This window comes from Pseudomonas sp. EL_65y_Pfl1_R83, from assembly GCF_963970695.1.
Lineage (GTDB): Bacteria > Pseudomonadota > Gammaproteobacteria > Pseudomonadales > Pseudomonadaceae > Aquipseudomonas > Aquipseudomonas tritici.
Genome location: NZ_CAXAQI010000004.1, coordinates 304,156 through 322,878, shown reverse-complemented (window position 1 = coordinate 322,878; position 18,723 = coordinate 304,156). Strand labels below are relative to the sequence as shown.

The following is an 18,723-nucleotide window of genomic DNA, read 5'->3' as shown; positions in this document are numbered from 1 at the left end:
GCCTGAGCAGTGCGGCAAGTACCGCGGGATAAATCGGAAAGCTGATAAACATCAGCACGTTATATAAGCGGTGCGGGTTCAAGGTGGGGTGTCGGCACGGATATTGAGTGCAGTGGCGGCTGGCCGGGCCCGTGATGTCATGTTGTTTACGAGGTACTCCGGCCATCCAGCGCACAGCGTTGGATGAGCAAAAATAATTCGAAAAAACCGTGGAGCGGCCATGCAACAGAACAGATCGCAAGTCATTGAACGCAACGGCCTGTACGAATTAGACGCCGGCCCCGACGTCCTCGACAGCCCTCGCTACAACCACGACATGGCACCGTCCAAGGTGCACGAACGCACTTGGAACAAGTGGCACATCACCGCGTTGTGGGTCGGCATGTCGATCTGCGTGCCCACCTATACGCTGGGCGGGGTGCTCACCGCGTATTTCGGGTTGTCGGTGGGTGAAGCGCTGGTGGCGATCCTGCTGGCCAATATCGTGGTGCTGATCCCGTTGACCCTCAACGCCTTCCCTGGCACCAAGTACGGCATACCGTTTCCGGTGTTGTTGCGTTCGTCGTTTGGCATTCTTGGTTCGAACGTGCCGTGCCTGATCCGGGCGCTGGTGGCGTGCGGCTGGTTTGGTATCCAGACGATGTTTGGCGGGCTGGCGATTCACCTGTTCCTGGGCTCGATTTTCGAGGGCTGGAAGTCCCTTGGCGGCACCGGCGAGGTGATCGGGTTCATGATTTTCTGGACGCTGAATCTATGGGTGGTACTGCGCGGCGCCGAGTCGATCAAACGCTTGGAAACCCTGTCGGCACCGCTGCTGGTGGCAGTGGGGATTGGTCTGCTGGTGTGGGCGATGCCTAATGTGTCGATCAGCGAGTTGATGGCGATTCCACCCAAGCGCCCCGAAGGTGCGAGCCTCACCGGTTACTTCATGGCCGGCCTCACGGCGATGGTGGGTTTCTGGGCGACATTGTCGCTGAATATTCCGGACTTCAGCCGTTACGCCAAAAGCCAGAAAGACCAGATTCTCGGGCAGATCTTCGGCCTGCCGCTGACCATGTTCCTGTTCGCCTCTCTTGGTGTGATCATGACCGCCGCGTCGGTAAAACTGGTGGGTGTGAGCGTGTCCGACCCGGTGACCCTGATCGGCCATATCCAGAGCCCGGTGTGGGTCGCCGTGGCGATGGCGCTGATCATCGTCGCGACGTTGTCCACCAACACCGCCGCGAATATTGTTTCGCCCACCAATGACTTTCAGAACATCGCGCCCAAGCTGATCAACCGCACCACCGCCGTGATGCTCACCGGTCTGGTCGGGTTGGCGTTGATGGGGCATGAACTGCTGAAGAAGCTCGGGCTGATCGTTTCCGATGTAAGCCTGGAAACCGTCTACTCCAATTGGTTGCTGGGTTATTCAAGCCTGCTGGGACCGATCGCCGGGATCATGGTGGTGGACTACTTCATCACCCGCAAACAACAGCTTGATCTCGCAGGTCTGTACCGCGACGACGTGTACCCGGCGTGGAACTGGAGCGGGTTTATCGCGTTTGGCGTGCCGGTGGTGATGACCCTGCTGTCGCTGGGCAGTGATGCATTCAGCTGGTTCTACAGCTACGGCTGGTTTACCGGATCGGCGCTGGGTGGGTTGTTGTATTACGGCCTGAATGCCCGGCGTGGTGTCAGCCCGGCCACCGCCAAATTGCCTTTATAAACACGGTCAATGTGGGAGCAGGCAAGCCAGCTCCCACAGTTGACCGAGTCAGTTCATAAGAATATAGCCTGAGGAGATCCCCATGAACGCTGCCCTCGACGTTCTGCAATCCACCCATCAGCACATCAACCGCGACCGCCTGTGGCAGTCGTTGATGGACCTGGCCAGACTCGGCGCCACCCCCAAGGGCGGTGTGTGTCGCCTGGCGCTCACCGACCTTGATCGCAAGGCCCGCGACTTGTTTGTGCAGTGGTGTGAAGAGGCGGGTTGCACTGTGACCGTCGACGGCATCGGCAACATCTTCGCCCGTCGCCCGGGGCGCAACCCCAACCTGCCGCCAGTTATGACTGGCAGCCATATCGACACCCAGCCCACCGGCGGTAAGTTCGACGGTTGCTTCGGTGTGCTGGCGGGGGTGGAGGTGCTGCGTACGCTCAATGACCTCAAAGTGGAAACCGAGGCGCCGTTGGAAGTGGTGGTGTGGACCAACGAAGAGGGCTCGCGCTTTGCGCCCTGCATGATGGGCTCGGGCGTGTTTGCCGAGAAATTCACCCTGGCGGACACCCTGGCCAAGGTGGACGTGGACGGCGTCAGCGTGGGCGACGCGCTGAACGCGATTGGCTATGCGGGTTCGCGGCCGGTCAGTGGGCACAAGGTAGGCGCCTATTTCGAGGCGCATATCGAACAGGGGCCGATTCTTGAAGACGAGAAAAAGACCATTGGCGTGGTGCTGGGTGCCCTTGGGCAAAAGTGGTTTGACCTGAAACTACGCGGCGTTGAAGCGCACGCGGGACCGACGCCGATGCACCTGCGCAAGGATGCCCTGGTGGGCGCGGCGGCGGTGGTGGCGGCGGTCAATGCGGCGGCGCTTGGGCATCAACCGCATGCGTGCGGCACCGTTGGCTGCCTGCAGGCTTACCCCGGTTCGCGCAACGTCATTCCGGGGGAAGTGCGCATGACCCTGGACTTCCGTCACCTGGAGCCGGTGCGGCTGGACTCGATGATTGCCGAAGTACGCAAAGTGATCGATGAAACTTGCGCCAAGCACGGTTTGAGTTTCGAGATGGAACCTACGGCAGATTTTCCACCCCTGTATTTCGACAAGGGCTGCGTGGACGCTGTGCGTGATGCCGCGAATGGGCTGGGGTTGTCGAACATGGACATCGTCAGCGGGGCAGGGCATGACGCGATCTTTGTTGCCGAACTGGGCCCGGCGGGGATGATTTTTGTGCCCTGTGAAGGCGGCATCAGCCATAACGAAATCGAAAACGCCGCACCGGATGACTTGGCGGCGGGGTGTGCGGTGCTGCTAAGGGCGATGGTGGCCGCGTCGGCGGCCATCGCCAGCGGCAAACTGGCGGCCTGAATGGCGCCCGCTCAGGCCAATTCGGTGGCGGTGTTTTTCACCACCGCCAACTCCGGATGCGCCACCAATTTATCAATGTGCAACTCGTCATTGTTCAACCAGGTCTCGGTCAGTACCCGGTAATGCTCCATGTCTCGGCAGCGCATGCGCAGGCTGTAGTCAAACGGGCCGCTGATCAGCTGGCACTCGAACACCTGCGGGCAGGCCTTCACACAGGCTTCGAAGGCTTTCTGCGCCGAACGCCCGCTCTGGTTGGACAAGGCCACCAACACCAGCAACGACAGGCCTGGTGAAACCATCTGCACATCAATGATCGCCCCATACCCACGGATCACCCCGCGTCGCTCCAGCTTGCGCACCCGCTCCAGGCAGGGCCGGGGCGTGAGGTGCACCAGCGACGAGAGCTTTTCGTAGGTGATACGCCCCTGGTGCCGCAGCACTTCGATGATGGCTTCATCGATGCGGTCCAGCGCAGGGGAAGAATGGGGGCCGTTGGCCTTGGTATCCATGGTTTTCACTTCAAACGGTTGAGAAAAAATGGCGGCAAACGCCTCGCGTTTGCCTGACCCGTCACATGGTACGGCCTTCCTGCGTCAACGTCTGTATGCGGTCGAGGGCTTGCAGCACGCCTCAGGCGCGCTTTTTCTGCTGCGCGCGCGGCTGCTGCGCCAGGCGTGCGAACAGGTCTTTCGGATCCGCCAGGTCCGGCACCAGCGCCAGGTCGCTGCCCACGTCCAGCGCCTTGGCCACGTCCAACACGTAGCGCAGGGCCGAGTAATCTTCGATGGCAAAACCCACCGAATCGAACAGGGTCACTTGGCGCGCGTTTTCGCGGCCGGGCTGCTGGCCGTTGATTACTTGCCAGAGTTCGGTCACCGGCGAATTGTCCGGCATGTGCTGGATTTCACCTTCGATGCGGCTTTGCGGTTCGTACTCGACGATCACCCGGGCGCGCTCGACGATACGTCGGTCCAACTCGGTCTTGCCGGGGCAGTCGCCACCGACCGCGTTAAGGTGCATGCCGGGTTCGATCATGTCATCGGTGAGGATAGTGGCATAGGCCTTGTCGGCGGTGACGGTGGTGACGATGTCCGCACCTTTCACGGCGTCGGCCACGCTGCTGGCCAGGATCACCTTGATCGCCGGGAACGCCTTGAGGTTGGCCGCCAGTTTGGCGGTGGCCTTGGCATCGATATCGAACAGGCGGATCTCATTGATGCCAAGCATGGCATGGAAGGCCAGGGCCTGGAATTCACTCTGCGAGCCGTTGCCGATCAGCGCCATGCTGCGGCTGTTGTCGCGGGCCAGGTAGCGGGCGACCAGGGCCGAGGTGGCGGCAGTGCGAATCGCGGTAGTCAGGGTCATTTCCGCCAGCAGCACCGGTTTGCCTGTGTCGACATCGCCCAGCGCGCCAAAAGCCATCACGGTGAGCATGCCGGCCAGGGTGTTCTTCGGGTGGCCATTGACGTACTTGAAGGCATACAGCGACGCGTCGGATACCGGCATCAGTTCGATCACGCCATCCGGTGAGTGGTTGGCCAGGCGCGCGCATTTTTCGAAGTCCTGCCAGCGCAGGTAGTCGGCGCGGATGTACTCGGCCATCTCGGTGATGCAGGTGGGCAGGCTTTTTTGCGAGACCAGGTAGCAGAGGTCGTTGACGTCGATGTAGCGGGTCATGTGAGGCTCCTTGTTATTCGAGGGTACGTCCAACGTTTTCTGCTGCGCGTGAGGCGGCACGGCAGGCAGGTGCAGTCGGGTTATTGTGTGAGTTATCTGCGGATTTTCCCGGCTGAAACGCAGGGATGGCTCAGCCGGGAAAGCTGAAAAGTGCGGTCCGTCAGCCGAATCGGCTGTGAAAGTGAGATGTGATCGAAATGGGGGAGCTGGCTTGCGCCTGCATTGGTATTGTGGTGTCAGGTCTAGCGCCGCCAGTCAGGAGGAATCATGTCGACCGCAGTACGTCTTGCCCAACCCGCCGATGCCGAGGGGATCAGCCAGGTCATCCTGGCGGCTTTGCACAGCAGCAATGCACGGGATTACCCGGCGGATGTGATTGCGCGGGTTGCGACCAACTTTACCCCGGAGGCCGTGCTGGCGCTGCTCACGCGCCGGGTGGTGCTGGTGGCGATCAAGGATCAGGTGATCGTTGCCACGGCGGCCCTGGACGCCAATGTCGTGCGTTCGGTGTTCGTCAATCCGGCGCTGCAAGGGCAGGGCATTGGCCGGCTATTGATGATCGAGATCGAACTGCGCGCCCGTGAGGCCGGGGTCACGGTACTGAGTGTGCCGTCATCGCTGACCGCCGAGCCGTTCTATACCAAACTGGGGTTTTACACCGTGCGCGATGTTTACCATGGCAACGAGCGTACGTTGGTGATGGAAAAGGCGCTGCTGTCCCGGCATCCCATAGGCCCGTATCGCGACCGTCAGCATCGCGCGCAGGTGGTTGCGTTGTGGCAGGAGGCTTTTGGTTACGAGACGGCGCATAACCTGCCGAGGCTCGCGATCGATAAGAAGCTGGCGGTCAACGATGGGCTTTTTTTCGTCGCGACGGATAAAAAGGTCGTGATCGGTACGGTGCTTGCCGGGTATGACGGGCATCGTGGGTGGCTGTATTCGGTGGCGGTGCACGCAGATTATCGCCGGCATGGCCTGGGTTCCTCGCTGGTGAGGCATGCGGAACAGGCGTTGACTGCCTTGGGTTGTATGAAGATCAACCTGCAGATCACCGGGGGGAATGATGCGGTGGTGGGGTTTTATGAGGCGCTGGGGTATGGGGTGGAGCCGAGAATAAGTATGGGGAAGAAGATTGCGGGGAATATTCCGGCTCAATCTTAAGAACACTGGAGATCCAATGTGGGAGCGAGCAAGCCCACTCCCACATTGGTTTTGTGGTGTTGCCGGTGTTGCGGGTGTTCTGGTTAGACTTTGACGATCCAGCCTTCTGGGGCTTCGACTTCGCCGGTCTGTACGCCGGTCAGCTCTTTGTAGAGCTTCTGGGTGATCGGGCCGACTTCGGTTTCGCTGTGGAACACATGCAGCTTGCCGTTGTACTGGATGCCGCCGATTGGCGAGATGACCGCTGCCGTACCGCAGGCGCCGGCTTCCTTGAACTGGTCCAGCTTGTCGATGAACACTTCGCCCTCGACCACTTTCAGGCCCAGGCGGGTCTGGGCCAGTTCGATCAGCGACAGGCGGGTGATGCCCGGCAGCACCGAAGGCGACTTCGGCGTGATGAACTGGTTGTCGTGGGTGATCCCGAAGAAGTTGGCCGAGCCGACTTCTTCGATTTTCGAGTGAGTCATCGGGTCCAGGTAGATCGCATCGGCGAAACCGGCTTTTTTCGCTTCCGAACCTGGCATCAGGCTGGCGGCGTAGTTGCCACCCACTTTGGCAGCACCGGTGCCTTGTGGCGCGGCGCGGTCGAAAGTGGAGATCTGGAAGTTGTGTGGCACCAGGCCGCCTTTGAAGTAGGCGCCGACCGGGATCGCGAACACCGAGAAGATGAACTCCGGTGCGGTACGTACGCCGATGTTGTCACCGGTGCCGATCACGAATGGGCGCAGGTACAGCGCGCCGCCACTGCCGTACGGCGGGATGAACCGCTCGTTGGCCTTGACCACTTGTTTGCAGGCGTCGATGAACACGTCGGTCGGCACATGCGGCATCAGCAGACGGGCGCAGCTGCGCTGCATTCGGGCGGCGTTCTGGTCCGGGCGGAACAGGTTGATCGAGCCGTCCTTGCAGCGGTAGGCCTTGAGGCCTTCGAAGCATTGCTGACCGTAGTGCAGGGCGGTGGAGCCCTCGCTGATGTGCAGCACGTTGTCGTCGGTCAGGGTGCCTTCTTGCCATTCGTCGTTTTTCCAGACCTGGAGAAACCGCTTGTCGGTCTTGATGTAGTCAAAACCCAGCTTGTCCCAATTGATGCTTTCGTTACCCATGACACCCTCTATCTCTGGTCAACCGCCTGGTCAGAGGCAGGCTTGTCGGTTTTTTTCTGGATGGGCGCAACAATACTTCATTCTTGCTTTATGTGGGAGCGGGCTTGCTCGCGAATGCAGAGTGTCAGTCAGTGCGCCTGTGACTGATCCACCGCATTCGCGAGCAAGCCCGCTCCCACAGGGGAATTGCATCAGAATTACAGGTGTAGGGCGTGGCCCAGGGCCCTTAAAGCGGCTTCCTGGACGGCTTCGCCGAGGGTCGGGTGAGCGTGGATGGTGCCGGCAACGTCTTCCAGGCGTGCGCCCATTTCCAGGCTCAGGCCGAACGCGGTGGACAGTTCCGAGACGCCAGCGCCAACCGCTTGCCAGCCGACGATCAGGTGATTGTCACGGCGTGCAACGACGCGCACAAAGCCGGTTTTCGACTCCAGGGTCATGGCCCGGCCATTGGCGGCGAACGGGAAGCTCGACACGATGCAGTCCAGGCCGGCAGCCGTGGCCTCGTCTGGGGTCTTGCCGACCACCACCAGTTCCGGGTCGGTAAAGCACACCGCCGGGATCGCGGCCGGGTTGAATTCGCGGGATTTACCGCTGATCAGTTCGGCCACCATTTCGCCCTGAGCCATGGCGCGGTGTGCAAGCATCGGTTCGCCGCTCAGGTCGCCGATGGCCCATACGTTGCGCATGCTGGTCTGGCAGTGCTTGTCGATCTTGATCGCCGCACCGTTCATGTCCAGGTTCAGCGCTTCGAGGTTCCAGCCCTGGGTATTGGGTTTGCGGCCCACGGCGACCAGCACTTGGTCCGTTTCCAGCGACAACGTGTCGCCATTCTGATCGCGCACTTGCAGGCAGTTGTCCGCAAAACCGGTGACGCTGTGCTTGAGGTACAGCTTCACCCCCAGTTGCTTGAGGGATTCATTCACGGGTTGGGTCAGCTCGGCGTCATAGGCTGGCAGGATGCGGTCCTGGGCCTCGACCACACTGACCTCGGCGCCGAGCTTGCGGTAGGCAATGCCCAGCTCCAGCCCGATATAACCCCCACCTACCACGATCAGCCGCTTGGGCACGCGTGTCGGTGCCAGGGCTTCGGTGGAGGAGATGATCGGCCCGCCAATCGGCAGCATCGGCAAGTTGACGCTTTTCGAACCGGTGGCCAGCAACAGGTGTTCGCACTGAATGCGCTGGTCGCCGACGTCGACGGTTTTGCCGTCCACCACCTTGGCCCAGCCGTGGATCACTTGCACCTTGTGTTTCTTCAACAGCGCAGCGACGCCCGTGGTCAGGCGGTCGACGATGCCGTCTTTCCATTCCACGCTTTTGCGGATGTCCAGGGTCGGCACATCCACTTCAATGCCCAGTTTCGAGTTCTGGCTGTGGTGGATGGTTTGCTGGAATTGCTCGGCCACGTGGATCAAGGCCTTGGACGGAATGCAACCGATATTCAGGCATGTGCCGCCGAGCGCCTGGCCTTCCACCAGGAGGGTCTGGATGCCCAGTTGGCCGGCGCGAATCGCTGCCACATAACCGCCAGGGCCGCCGCCGATAATCAGCAGCGTGGTATTCAACGTCTGAGACATGCCTTACTCCAGAAACAGGCTGGCGGGTTGTTCGAGCAGGCCGCGAATGGCCTGGATGAATTGCGCCGCGTCCATGCCGTCGACCACGCGGTGATCGAAGGAGCTGGAGAGGTTCATCATCTTGCGCACCACGATCTGGCCCTTGATCACCATTGGCCGTTCGACGATGCGATTGACGCCAACGATGGCCACTTCTGGCAGGTTCAAGACCGGCGTGCTGACAATGCCGCCGAGTGCACCCAGGCTGGTCAACGTGATGGTGGAACCTGACAGCTCATCGCGGCTGGCCTTGCCATTGCGCGCGGCGGTGGCCAGGCGTGCGATTTCCTCGGCATTGCCCCACAGGCTGCGGGCTTCGGCGTGACGTACCACCGGCACCATTAAGCCGACGTCGCTCTGGGTGGCGACGCCCACATGCACCGCGCCGAGGCGGGTGATGACCTGGGCTTCGTCGTCGTATCGCGCATTGATCTGCGGGAAGTCACGCAGGGCCACAACCATGGCGCGCACGATGAATGGCAGCAACGTCAGCTTGCCGCGCGTGGCGCCGTGTTTCTCGTTGAGGTGCACACGCAGCTCGTCGAGGGCGGTGACGTCGATCTCTTCCACATAGCTGAAATGCGCGGCGCGCCGGGTGGCGTCCTGCATGCGCTGGGCGATCTTGCGGCGCATGCCGATCACCGGGATCTGTTCTTCGACGTTGCGTTCGGCGTAGGGGTTGGCTGCGTTTTTATTTTGCGTCGGACTCTGGAGCAAGTAAGCCTCCAAGTCTTCGTGCAGAATCCGGCCCGCCGGGCCAGAGCCCTGGACCAGGCGCAGCTGAATCCCGGCGTCCAATGCGTGTTTGCGCACAGCCGGGGAGGCCAGCGGACGTTCGTCGGCTTCACGTGCAACAGGCGCCTGGGCCGCGATCACCGGCGCAGGTTTGCTCTCAACCGCCACCGGCGCAGGCTTGGCCTCCACCACAGGGGCGGCCTTCGGCGCTTCCTTCGCGGCGGGCGCTTCCTTGGCGTTGCCGGCACCTTCCACTTCAATACTGATCAAGATACTGCCCACGGCCATGACTTCGCCTGGCTCGCCGCCGAGGGAAATCACCTTGCCATGCACCGGCGAGGGGATATCCACCATCGCCTTGTCGGTCATCACATCCGCCAGCACCTGGTCTTCGACGACCATGTCGCCGACCTTCACGTGCCAAACCGACAATTCAACTTCTGCGATGCCTTCGCCGATGTCCGGCATCTTGATAACGTGCGTGCCCATTCAGACCTCCATGACCCGTTTCAACGCCGCGCCCACGCGGGACGGTCCAGGGAAATACGCCCACTCCTGCGCGTGCGGGTAGGGGGTGTCCCAACCGGTCACGCGTTCGATCGGCGCTTCCAGATGGTGGAAGCAATGCTCCTGAACCAGCGCTACCAGCTCGGCGCCAAAGCCGCAGGTGCGGGTGGCTTCGTGCACCACCACACAACGGCCGGTTTTTTTCACCGACTTGACGATGGTTTCCAGGTCCAGTGGCCATAGGCTGCGCAGGTCGATGACTTCGGCGTCGATGCCGGTTTCTTCGGCGGCGACTTGCGACACATACACAGTGGTGCCGTAGGTCAGCACGGTGACGGCCGAACCGGGACGCACGATGGCGGCCACGTCCAGCGGCACGGTGTAATAACCGTCCGGGACTTGCGCTTGCGGGTGTTTCGACCACGGGGTTACCGGGCGGTCGTGATGGCCATCGAACGGGCCGTTGTACAGGCGTTTTGGCTCAAGGAAGATCACCGGGTCATCGTTTTCGATGGAGGCGATCAACAAACCCTTGGCGTCATACGGGTTGGACGGCATGACCGTGCGCAACCCGCAGACTTGGGTGAACACCGCTTCGATACTTTGGCTGTGGGTCTGCCCCCCGTAGATACCACCGCCACACGGCATGCGCATGGTCAACGGTGCGGTGAACTGGCCGGCCGAGCGATAACGCAGACGCGCGGCTTCGGAGATGATCTGGTCGGTGGCGGGGTAGACATAGTCGGCGAACTGGATCTCGGCGACCGGGCGCAGGCCGTAGGCACCCATGCCCACCGCCACGCCGATAATGCCGCTTTCGGAGATCGGCGCGTCAAACACGCGCGAGCTGCCGTATTTGGTCTGCAAGCCTTCGGTGCAACGGAATACGCCGCCGAAATAGCCCACGTCCTGGCCGAAAACCACCACGTTGTTATCACGTTCAAGCATCACGTCCATGGCCGAGCGCAGCGCCTGGATCATGGTCATGGTTGTGGTGGTCATGGCGGTTTCCACTTCAATACTGTTGTTGTGATCGTTCATGTCAGATCCCCAACGCTTGACGCTGGCGCTTCAAGTGCTCCGGCATCTCTTTGTAGACGTCTTCGAACATGGTCGCGGCGCTTGGAATCTGGCCGCCGGCGAGGGTGCCGTGCTGTTCGGCTTCTTTCTGCGCCTTGACCACTTCGGCCTCAAGTTCGGCACTGACCGCCGCGTGTTCCTCTTCGGACCACTGGCCAATGCGGATCAGGTGCTGCTTGAGGCGGGCAATCGGGTCGCCCAGTGGGAAGTGGCTCCAGTCATCGGCTGGGCGGTATTTCGACGGATCATCAGAGGTGGAGTGCGGCCCCGCGCGGTAGGTGACCCACTCGATCAGCGTCGGCCCGAGGTTGCGGCGCGCACGCTCGGCGGCCCAGGCGGAGGCGGCGTACACCGCGATGAAGTCGTTACCGTCCACGCGCAGGGAGGCGATACCGCAACCCACGCCGCGTCCGGCGAACGTTGTGGCTTCACCGCCGGCAATGGCCTGGAAGGTGGAGATGGCCCACTGGTTATTCACCACGTTGAGAATCACCGGCGCGCGGTACACGTGGGCGAAGGTGAGGGCAGTGTGGAAGTCGGACTCGGCGGTGGCACCGTCGCCGATCCAGGCGGAGGCGATCTTGGTATCGCCCTTGATCGCCGAGGCCATGCCCCAGCCCACGCCTTGGACGAATTGGGTGGCGAGGTTGCCGGAAATGGTGAAGAAGCCGGCGTCTTTTACCGAATACATGATCGGCAACTGGCGGCCCTTGAGCGGGTCACGCTTGTTGGACAGCAGTTGGCAGATCAGGTCGACCAGCGGCACCTCGCGCGCCATCAGGATGCTTTGCTGGCGGTAGGTGGGGAAGCACATGTCGTCGATGTTCAAGGCCAGGGCCTGGGCGCTGCCGATGGCTTCTTCGCCAAGGCTTTGCATGTAGAAAGACATTTTTTTCTGACGCTGGGCGACCACCATGCGGTTGTCGAAGATCCGCGTCTTGAGCATGGCACGCATGCCTTTGCGCAAGATCTCGACGGGGACACCTTCAGCCCACGGGCCCAGGGCCTGGCCCTGGTCGTCGAGCACGCGTATCAGGCCTTTGGCAAGGTCGGCGGTGTCGGCAGGTTCTACGTCGATGGCGGGTTTTCGCACCAGGCCCGCGTCGGTCAGGCGCAGGTAGGTAAAGTCGGTCTTGCAGCCTGGGCGGCCCGAGGGTTCAGGGACGTGCAGGCGCAGTGGTTCATACTGCTGGGTCATGGCTTTCTACGCTCTATCTTGTGAATTTCTTGTAGTGGGCGCGCTAGCTGACAGTCAGTCTCCGGGTAGGAGAAATCTTGTCCTACAACAATCATAGGCGGGGCGTAGAAGAATATTTATCTGTGTTTCATTGCGCTCGGGATCATTTGCGGATAAAAAAACTGCATAACCATAATAAACAGGTGATTTTGTCTCATGCGCAAACTGGATCGTACTGATATCGGCATTCTCAACGCTTTGCAGGAGAACGCCCGCATCACCAACGCCGACCTGGCCCGCTCAGTCAACCTGTCGCCCACGCCGTGTTTCAACCGGGTGAAGGCGATGGAAGAATTGGGCTTGATTCGCGACCAGGTGACCTTGCTGGACGCCGACCTGCTGGGGCTGCACGTCAACGTGTTCATCCACGTGAGCCTGGAAAAACAGAATGAGCTGGCGTTGCAACAGTTCGAAGGTGCGATCGCCGACCGTCCGGAAGTGATGGAGTGCTACCTGATGGCCGGCGACCCGGACTACCTGATTCGCGTGCTGGTACCGACGATCCAGTCACTGGAACGCTTCATGATGGACTTCCTGACCAAAGTGCCAGGCGTCGCCAACATCCGCTCCAGCTTCGCCCTCAAGCAAGTGCGTTACAAAACCGCACTGCCGCTGCCCGCCAACGGCATCAACCTGGGCGGCTGATAATTAACTGAATCACCGCGGGCCAAATGTGGGAGCAGGCAAGCCAGCGCCCACAGGGTTAAACGTTTCAAAGTTGATTGAGTGGGATCTTCAGGTAAGTCACCCCATTGCTCTCTGCCGGCGGCATATTTCCCGCTCGCACGTTCACCTGGATCGCCGGCAACAGCAACGTCGGCATCCCCAGCCCCGCATCGCGCGTTGTACGCATCTCTACAAATGCCGCCTCATCCACCCCGTCATGCACATGAATGTTACCCGCGCGCTGCTCAGCCACGGTCGTCAGGCATTTCGCCTCACGCCCCTCAGGCGGGTAGTCATGGCATACGTACAATTGAGTCTCCAAAGGAAAGGCCAGCAACTTGCGCATCGACGCATACAGTTGCCGCGCATCCCCACCGGGAAAATCACAACGCGCCGTGCCCACATCCGGCATGAACAACGTGTCACCCACCAGGATCAACCGGTCGTCGATCAAATAGGCCATGTCCGCAGGGGTATGACCGGGCACATGCAGGGCTTGGGCCTTGATGTTGCCGATGTGAAACACCTCATCCGGCGCAAACAAGTGATCGAACTGCGAGCCGTCGGCACGAAACTCCGGCTCGAGGTTGAACAGGTTCTTGAACACGCCCTGCACTTTGCTGATGGACTGACCGATGGCGATCTTGCCGCCCAGCGTGCGGCGCAAGTACGGCGCGGCGGACAGGTGATCGGCATGGGCATGGGTTTCCAGCAGCCACTGCACCTGCAAGCGATGTTCACGCACATAGGCGATGACTTTGTCGGCCTGGCGTGTGTCGGTGCGCCCGGAGGCCGGGTCGTAATTGAGCACCGAGTCGACGATGGCACAGGGGCCATCATCTGCTTCATGTAGGACATAGGTGTAGGTCGACGATGCCTCATCCAGAAAGGCTTGAATCAAAGCGGGCATGGCGGCGGTCCTTGGTAGCGGATTGCGGCTTACATTCGAGATGTTTTCCACATAGGCTTGCGAGCTTAAGGGAAAAAAACGGTCCGAGGCAAAGGATCGACCTGTAACGGGACGTGACGCCATACGGCAACGCCCCTTGTGTGCATTGACGATAAAAGGCGATAGACCATGACCGAACAACACTGGGGCCCTACCATCAGTGGCGATATCGTCGTCATCGGCGGCGGCTCGGCGGGCATCGGCCTGGTGGCCAGCCTGCTCAAGCGCGACCCCCAACTGAATATCACCCTGATCGAACCGAGTGAATACCATTGCTACCAGCCTGCCTGGACGTTGGTCGGCGGCGGCGCATACGACGTCAAAAAGACCCGCCGGCCACTGGCCGACGTACTGCCCAATGGCGTCACCTGGGTGCAAGCCGCCGTCACCGAACTGCTGCCGGACGAGCAAACCCTGGTCCTCGACAGCGGCCAGCGCGTCAGCTGGAACAACCTGATCGTCTGCCCCGGCCTGCGCCTGGCCTGGGAAAAAGTCGAAGGGCTGCAGGACACCCTCGGCCAGCATGGCGTGACGTCCAACTACAGCTACGAGCACGCTGCCTATACCTGGCAGTTGGTGCAGCAACTCAAGGGCGGCAAGGCGATCTTCACCCAGCCGGCCATGCCGATCAAATGCGCGGGTGCGCCGCAAAAGGCCATGTACCTATCCTGCGATCACTGGCTAAAACAGGGCACTCTGAAAAACATCGACGTTGAATTCAACCTGGCCGGTGCAGCACTGTTTGGTGTGGCGACCTTTGTGCCACCGTTGATGAAGTACGTGGAAAAATACAACGCCCGCCTGGCGTTCAACGCCAACCTGGTGAAAGTCGACGGCCCGGCCCGCAAGGCCTGGTTCGAAGTGAAAGACGCCGAAGGCAGTGTCAGCGTTGAAGAAAAATCCTTCGACTTGCTGCACGTGGTCCCACCGCAGGTGTCCCCGGATTTCATCAGCCAAAGTCCATTGGCTGACGCTGCCGGCTGGTGCGAAGTGAACCCCCATAGCCTGCAACACCTGCGCTACCCGCACATCTTCGGCCTGGGTGATGTATGTGGCACCACCAACGCCAAGACCGCCGCCGCCGTGCGCAAGCAGATCGTGGTGGTCGCCGAGAATCTGCTGGCCCTGCGCAAGCAGGCGGCGCTGCCGCTCAAGTACGACGGTTACGGTTCGTGCCCGTTGACGGTGGAGAAGGGCAAGGTGGTGCTCGCCGAGTTCGGCTACGGCGGCAAGTTGCTGCCAACCTTCCCCCTCGACCCGACCCAGGCCCGACGTTCGATGTGGTTCCTCAAGGCCACCTTGCTGCCGTGGTTCTACTGGAACGGCATGCTCAAGGGCCGCGAGTGGCTGACCCGTCTGAGCAAGGTGGACTGAATGCTGCTGGCCAGTGTGTTGGGATTATTGATGGGCTTGGTCATGGGCCTGACGGGCGCGGGCGGCGGCATCCTTGGCGTGCCGGCGCTGGTGCTGGGCTTGGGCATGAGCATGACCCAGGCTGCGCCGGTGTCGCTGCTTGCCGTCGGCGCGGCGGCCGCGGTGGGGGCGATCGACGGTTTGCGCCATGGCTTGGTGCGCTACCGCGCCGCGTTGCTGATCGCCTTGCTTGGCGCGCTTTTTTCGCCAGTGGGGGTGTTTCTCGCCCACCAGTTGCCGGAAGCGGTGTTGATGGGCCTGTTCAGCGCGTTGATGCTGCTGGTGGCCTGGCGCATGTTGCAGCGCGAAAAGTGCGACGCCGGGCCGAGTGACCATGGCACCGCCTCCTGGGGCCAGAAGAACTGCATGCTCAACCAGCAGACCGGGCGCTTCGCCTGGACCGCCAAATGCAGCGCGACCCTGGCCGCCCTCGGCGCGGTGACAGGGGCTGTATCGGGCTTGCTCGGCGTGGGCGGCGGCTTCCTCATCGTGCCGGCGTTCAAGCAACTGACCGATGTGCAGATGCGCGGAATTGTCGCCACCTCTCTGATGGTGATCAGCCTGCTCTCGCTGGTCGGTGTTGCTGGCGCGTTTCATGCGGGGGTGCGCATCGAGCCGGTGGGCTGGGTATTTATCGGCGCAAGCATCGTCGGCATGTTGGCGGGTCGACGCCTGTGTTCGGTAATCCCTGCGCGCGCCTTGCAGGTCGGGTTTGCCAGCCTGTGCGTATTGGTGGCCGCAGGCATGCTATTTAACGCCTTGATCTGAAACGGTGGCGAGGGAACTCGCCACAAGGATGCCGTCAGCCCTGTTCCAACTGAGCCAGCCGCTCTTCAAGCGCCGCGATCCGCGCTTCAAGTTCTTCAAGGCGGTCTACCGAAACCCCAGCCCCGCGCTCCACCGGACTGCCACGCGCCGCGAGTATCAATTCGATATCGGCCGGATCACCCAGCGCATGGGTGTAGCGATCTTCGCGCTGGCCCGCCTGACGCGGCACCAACACCGCCAGCCCTCGCGCAATCAGGCGCTCAAGTTGATGCACCACCTGTTCGGCATCTTCGAAATCATGCATGCGCCCGCTGCGGGTCAGCAGTTCATTGACGGTCTGCGGCCCGCGCAAAAACAGCAGCCCGGTCAGGATCACCTGCGCCGGCACCAATTCCAGCGCCTTGTCCACGCGATGCTCCCAGCGGTCGGCGCGGCTGCCCATCACCAGGCGGGTAAAACCTTGGCCTTCCAGCGCGCGCAGGCTTTGGCCGACCTGGCCCTGGCTCAGGTTCATCACCGGCTCGCGGCTGGTCTTCTGGTTACAGGCCAGGACCAGGGCATTGAGGGTCAGGGGATAGGTTTCCGGGTTGGTCGCCTGTTTTTCGATCAGGCAGCCCAAAACGCGGATTTCCGTGCTGTTCAGGCGCGGCTCAGGGGTGTCGGTGTCGTGCTCGGCGGTCATCGCGCTTTCCCTATGCAGTGAGCTGCCTAGCCTAATCCTGAAAAAATAAAAGACAAGCGATGGGCATGGCTATAATCGCCGCTGGTTCCAATCCTGCCATTACTGCGAGACTGCCATGACTATTTCCCTGTACGCCGCTTCCATCCCAGTCTTCAAGCAAATGCTCACCGCCCTGAGCGGCGTGCTGACCAAAGCCGAAGCCCACGCCACCGCCAACAACATCGAGCCGAACGCCTTGCTGCAAGCGCGCCTGTTCCCGGACATGTTCCAACTGGTGCGCCAGGTGCAGATCGCCGTCGACTTCGCCAAGGGCGTGTCCGCACGCCTGGCCGAGATCGAAGTGCCGAAATATGAAGATACCGAAGTCACCTTCGCCGACCTGCAAGCGCTGATCGCCAAGGTCCTGGCGTTTGTCGACACCCTTAAGCCTGAGCAAATCGACGGCAAGGAAGGCATCGAGATCATCACTCGCCCAGGCACGCCTAAAGAGAAGCGCTTCAGCGGCCAGTCCTACCTGCTGACCTACGGCCTGCCGCAGTTCTTCTTCCACGTCACCACCGCTTACGCTTTGCTGCGTCATAACGGTGTGGACGTGGGCAAGCGCGACTACATGGGCGCGTTCTAAACACCCATAAAAAAACCGGGGCGGTTCATTCAAGAACCGCCCCGGTTTTTTTATGCGCGGCGTTTAAGCCGGTTGTTCTTCTTTGCCCAGGCATGCAGCTGCGGTGAACAGCACGTCGGTAGAGGAGTTGAGCGCTGTTTCCGCCGAATCCTGCAGCACGCCGATGATGAAGCCTACGGCCACTACCTGCATCGCGATTTCACTGGGAATGCCAAACAGGCTGCACGCCAGCGGGATCAACAGCAGCGAACCGCCCGCGACCCCGGATGCGCCGCAGGCGCAGACGGCTGCAACCACGCTGAGCAGCACCGCGGTAGGCAGGTCGACGGCAATGCCCAAGGTGTGCACGGCGGCCAGGGTCAGCACGGTGATGGTGGTCGCGGCACCGGCCATGTTGATGGTGGCACCGAGCGGGATCGACACCGAGTAAGTGTCTTCATGCAGGCCCAGGCGCTTGCTCAACGCCAGGTTGACCGGGATATTCGCTGCGGAGCTGCGGGTGAAGAACGCGGTGATCCCGCTTTCACGCAGGCACAGCAGCACCAGCGGGTAAGGGTTGCGACGCAGTTTCCAGAACACGATGGCCGGGTTGATCACCAGCGCCACAAACAGCATGCAGCCGATCAGCACCACCAGCAGGTGGGCATAACCGAGCAGGGCGCCAAAACCGGAAGTGGCCAGGGTCGAGGCCACCAGGCCGAAAATGCCCAGCGGCGCAAAGCGGATCACTACGCGCACAATCAGCGTGACCCCGTTGGACAAGTCATCCAGCACCGTGCGGGTGGTTTCGCCCGCATGGCGAATGGCAATGCCCATGCCGATGGCCCAGGCCAGGATGCCGATAAAGTTGGCATTCATCAGTGCGCTGATCGGGTTGTCCACCACACTTAGCAACAAGCCTTGCAACACCTCGCCAATACCACCTGGGGCACTGAGCGTCGCATCGTGGGTGGCGAGTACCAGTGGCGAGGGGAACAGTGTGCTGGCGATCACGGCCACCACTGCAGCGGCAAACGTGCCCAGCAGGTACAGGAACAGGATCGGTTTGATATGGGTTTCCTGGCCATGCTTGTGGTTGGCGATCGACGCCATCACCAGCACAAACACCAGGATCGGTGCCACAGCCTTGAGCGCCGCGACGAACATCTTGCCGATAAACCCGGTGGCTTTCGCCGCCTCGGGCAGCAGCAAGGCCAGCAGAATGCCCGCGATCAGGCCAATGACGATTTGCGTGACCAGGCTGACGCGCGCTAGTCGTTGCAGGAGGGAAGGGGCAGCAGTCATAAGCAGTTGTCTCTAGTTTTTTTAGTGGGGCGCAGCATTGCAAGCAGGGAGGGTGTAGGAAGCAGGCGCGGAGTCTAGCATGCTGTAGGAAATGTCCCTGTCGGTGCGGCATTCCGTCACCCGCGTTCTTCGGTTTTCGCCCAGCC

General features: G+C 61.3%; 17 protein-coding genes. 7 read left to right on the top strand and 10 right to left on the bottom strand.

What is annotated here, in order from left to right; all coding sequences use genetic code 11:
* Window positions 1-220: 220 nt before the first annotated feature.
* Both AACY08_RS07965 and AACY08_RS07960 read left to right on the top strand, forming a co-directional pair.
* Complete coding sequence (locus AACY08_RS07965; RefSeq protein WP_339468919.1) at window positions 221-1,708, top strand: NCS1 family nucleobase:cation symporter-1; 1,488 nt, start codon at window positions 221-223, stop codon at window positions 1,706-1,708.
* Between the two features lie 82 nt (window positions 1,709-1,790).
* Window positions 1,791-3,074 (top strand): Zn-dependent hydrolase, encoded by a 1,284-nt coding sequence (locus tag AACY08_RS07960; protein ID WP_339468918.1) that lies wholly within the window; start codon window positions 1,791-1,793, stop codon window positions 3,072-3,074.
* 11 nt (window positions 3,075-3,085) lie between these two features.
* On the opposite strand, the gene AACY08_RS07955 is transcribed toward AACY08_RS07960, so the two are convergent.
* Together AACY08_RS07955 and AACY08_RS07950 are read right to left on the bottom strand one after the other, a co-directional pair.
* A complete protein-coding gene (locus AACY08_RS07955; protein ID WP_016974875.1) occupies window positions 3,086-3,583 on the bottom strand; it encodes an Lrp/AsnC family transcriptional regulator in 498 nt (165 codons plus the stop codon).
* Window positions 3,584-3,704: 121 nt separating this feature from the next.
* Window positions 3,705-4,751: an ornithine cyclodeaminase gene (locus AACY08_RS07950; protein WP_339468917.1), complete on the bottom strand. Its 1,047-nt coding sequence runs from the start codon at window positions 4,749-4,751 to the stop codon at window positions 3,705-3,707.
* Between the two features lie 267 nt (window positions 4,752-5,018).
* Between AACY08_RS07950 and AACY08_RS07945 the strand changes: the two genes are divergently transcribed.
* Window positions 5,019-5,912, top strand: coding sequence for a GNAT family acetyltransferase (locus tag AACY08_RS07945; RefSeq protein ID WP_339468916.1), 894 nt, complete (start codon window positions 5,019-5,021; stop codon window positions 5,910-5,912).
* Window positions 5,913-5,995: 83 nt separating this feature from the next.
* Here AACY08_RS07945 and AACY08_RS07940 read toward each other — a convergent pair whose 3' ends face one another.
* From AACY08_RS07940 to AACY08_RS07920, 5 genes are all read right to left on the bottom strand, one after another.
* Window positions 5,996-7,015 carry a branched-chain amino acid aminotransferase gene (locus tag AACY08_RS07940; protein WP_339468915.1) on the bottom strand — a complete coding sequence of 340 codons (1,020 nt, stop codon included), beginning with the start codon at window positions 7,013-7,015 and terminating at the stop codon, window positions 5,996-5,998.
* A gap of 197 nt (window positions 7,016-7,212) precedes the next feature.
* Window positions 7,213-8,592 carry a dihydrolipoyl dehydrogenase gene (gene lpdA / locus AACY08_RS07935; protein ID WP_339468913.1) on the bottom strand — a complete coding sequence of 460 codons (1,380 nt, stop codon included), beginning with the start codon at window positions 8,590-8,592 and terminating at the stop codon, window positions 7,213-7,215.
* 3 nt (window positions 8,593-8,595) lie between these two features.
* Window positions 8,596-9,855 (bottom strand): dihydrolipoamide acetyltransferase family protein, encoded by a 1,260-nt coding sequence (locus AACY08_RS07930; protein WP_339420082.1) that lies wholly within the window; start codon window positions 9,853-9,855, stop codon window positions 8,596-8,598.
* Window positions 9,856-10,914, bottom strand: coding sequence for an alpha-ketoacid dehydrogenase subunit beta (locus AACY08_RS07925; RefSeq protein ID WP_049709033.1), 1,059 nt, complete (start codon window positions 10,912-10,914; stop codon window positions 9,856-9,858).
* A gap of 1 nt (window position 10,915) precedes the next feature.
* Window positions 10,916-12,151: a 3-methyl-2-oxobutanoate dehydrogenase (2-methylpropanoyl-transferring) subunit alpha gene (locus AACY08_RS07920; protein ID WP_339420084.1), complete on the bottom strand. Its 1,236-nt coding sequence runs from the start codon at window positions 12,149-12,151 to the stop codon at window positions 10,916-10,918.
* A 195-nt stretch (window positions 12,152-12,346) separates the two neighbouring features.
* Here AACY08_RS07920 and bkdR point away from each other — a divergent pair, with 195 nt between their 5' ends.
* Complete coding sequence (bkdR, locus tag AACY08_RS07915) at window positions 12,347-12,835, top strand: Bkd operon transcriptional regulator BkdR (protein ID WP_049709031.1); 489 nt, start codon at window positions 12,347-12,349, stop codon at window positions 12,833-12,835.
* A gap of 67 nt (window positions 12,836-12,902) precedes the next feature.
* On the opposite strand, the gene AACY08_RS07910 is transcribed toward bkdR, so the two are convergent.
* A complete protein-coding gene (locus tag AACY08_RS07910) occupies window positions 12,903-13,766 on the bottom strand; it encodes an MBL fold metallo-hydrolase (RefSeq protein WP_339420086.1) in 864 nt (287 codons plus the stop codon).
* A 168-nt stretch (window positions 13,767-13,934) separates the two neighbouring features.
* Here AACY08_RS07910 and AACY08_RS07905 point away from each other — a divergent pair, with 168 nt between their 5' ends.
* Together AACY08_RS07905 and AACY08_RS07900 are read left to right on the top strand one after the other, a co-directional pair.
* Window positions 13,935-15,179 carry an NAD(P)/FAD-dependent oxidoreductase gene (locus AACY08_RS07905; protein ID WP_339436221.1) on the top strand — a complete coding sequence of 415 codons (1,245 nt, stop codon included), beginning with the start codon at window positions 13,935-13,937 and terminating at the stop codon, window positions 15,177-15,179.
* The gene (locus tag AACY08_RS07900) at window positions 15,180-15,986 is read left to right on the top strand and encodes a sulfite exporter TauE/SafE family protein (protein ID WP_339468911.1); all 807 of its coding nucleotides are present in this window, start codon (window positions 15,180-15,182) and stop codon (window positions 15,984-15,986) included.
* A 34-nt stretch (window positions 15,987-16,020) separates the two neighbouring features.
* Here the strand turns inward: AACY08_RS07900 and AACY08_RS07895 are convergent, their stop codons facing one another.
* Complete coding sequence (locus tag AACY08_RS07895; protein ID WP_339420092.1) at window positions 16,021-16,668, bottom strand: YceH family protein; 648 nt, start codon at window positions 16,666-16,668, stop codon at window positions 16,021-16,023.
* Between the two features lie 115 nt (window positions 16,669-16,783).
* On the opposite strand from AACY08_RS07895, the gene AACY08_RS07890 reads away from it, so the two are divergent.
* Window positions 16,784-17,293 carry a DUF1993 domain-containing protein gene (locus tag AACY08_RS07890; RefSeq protein ID WP_339468910.1) on the top strand — a complete coding sequence of 170 codons (510 nt, stop codon included), beginning with the start codon at window positions 16,784-16,786 and terminating at the stop codon, window positions 17,291-17,293.
* Window positions 17,294-17,356: 63 nt separating this feature from the next.
* Here AACY08_RS07890 and sstT read toward each other — a convergent pair whose 3' ends face one another.
* Complete coding sequence (gene sstT, locus AACY08_RS07885; RefSeq protein WP_339468908.1) at window positions 17,357-18,577, bottom strand: serine/threonine transporter SstT; 1,221 nt, start codon at window positions 18,575-18,577, stop codon at window positions 17,357-17,359.
* Between the last annotated feature and the right edge of the window lie 146 nt (window positions 18,578-18,723).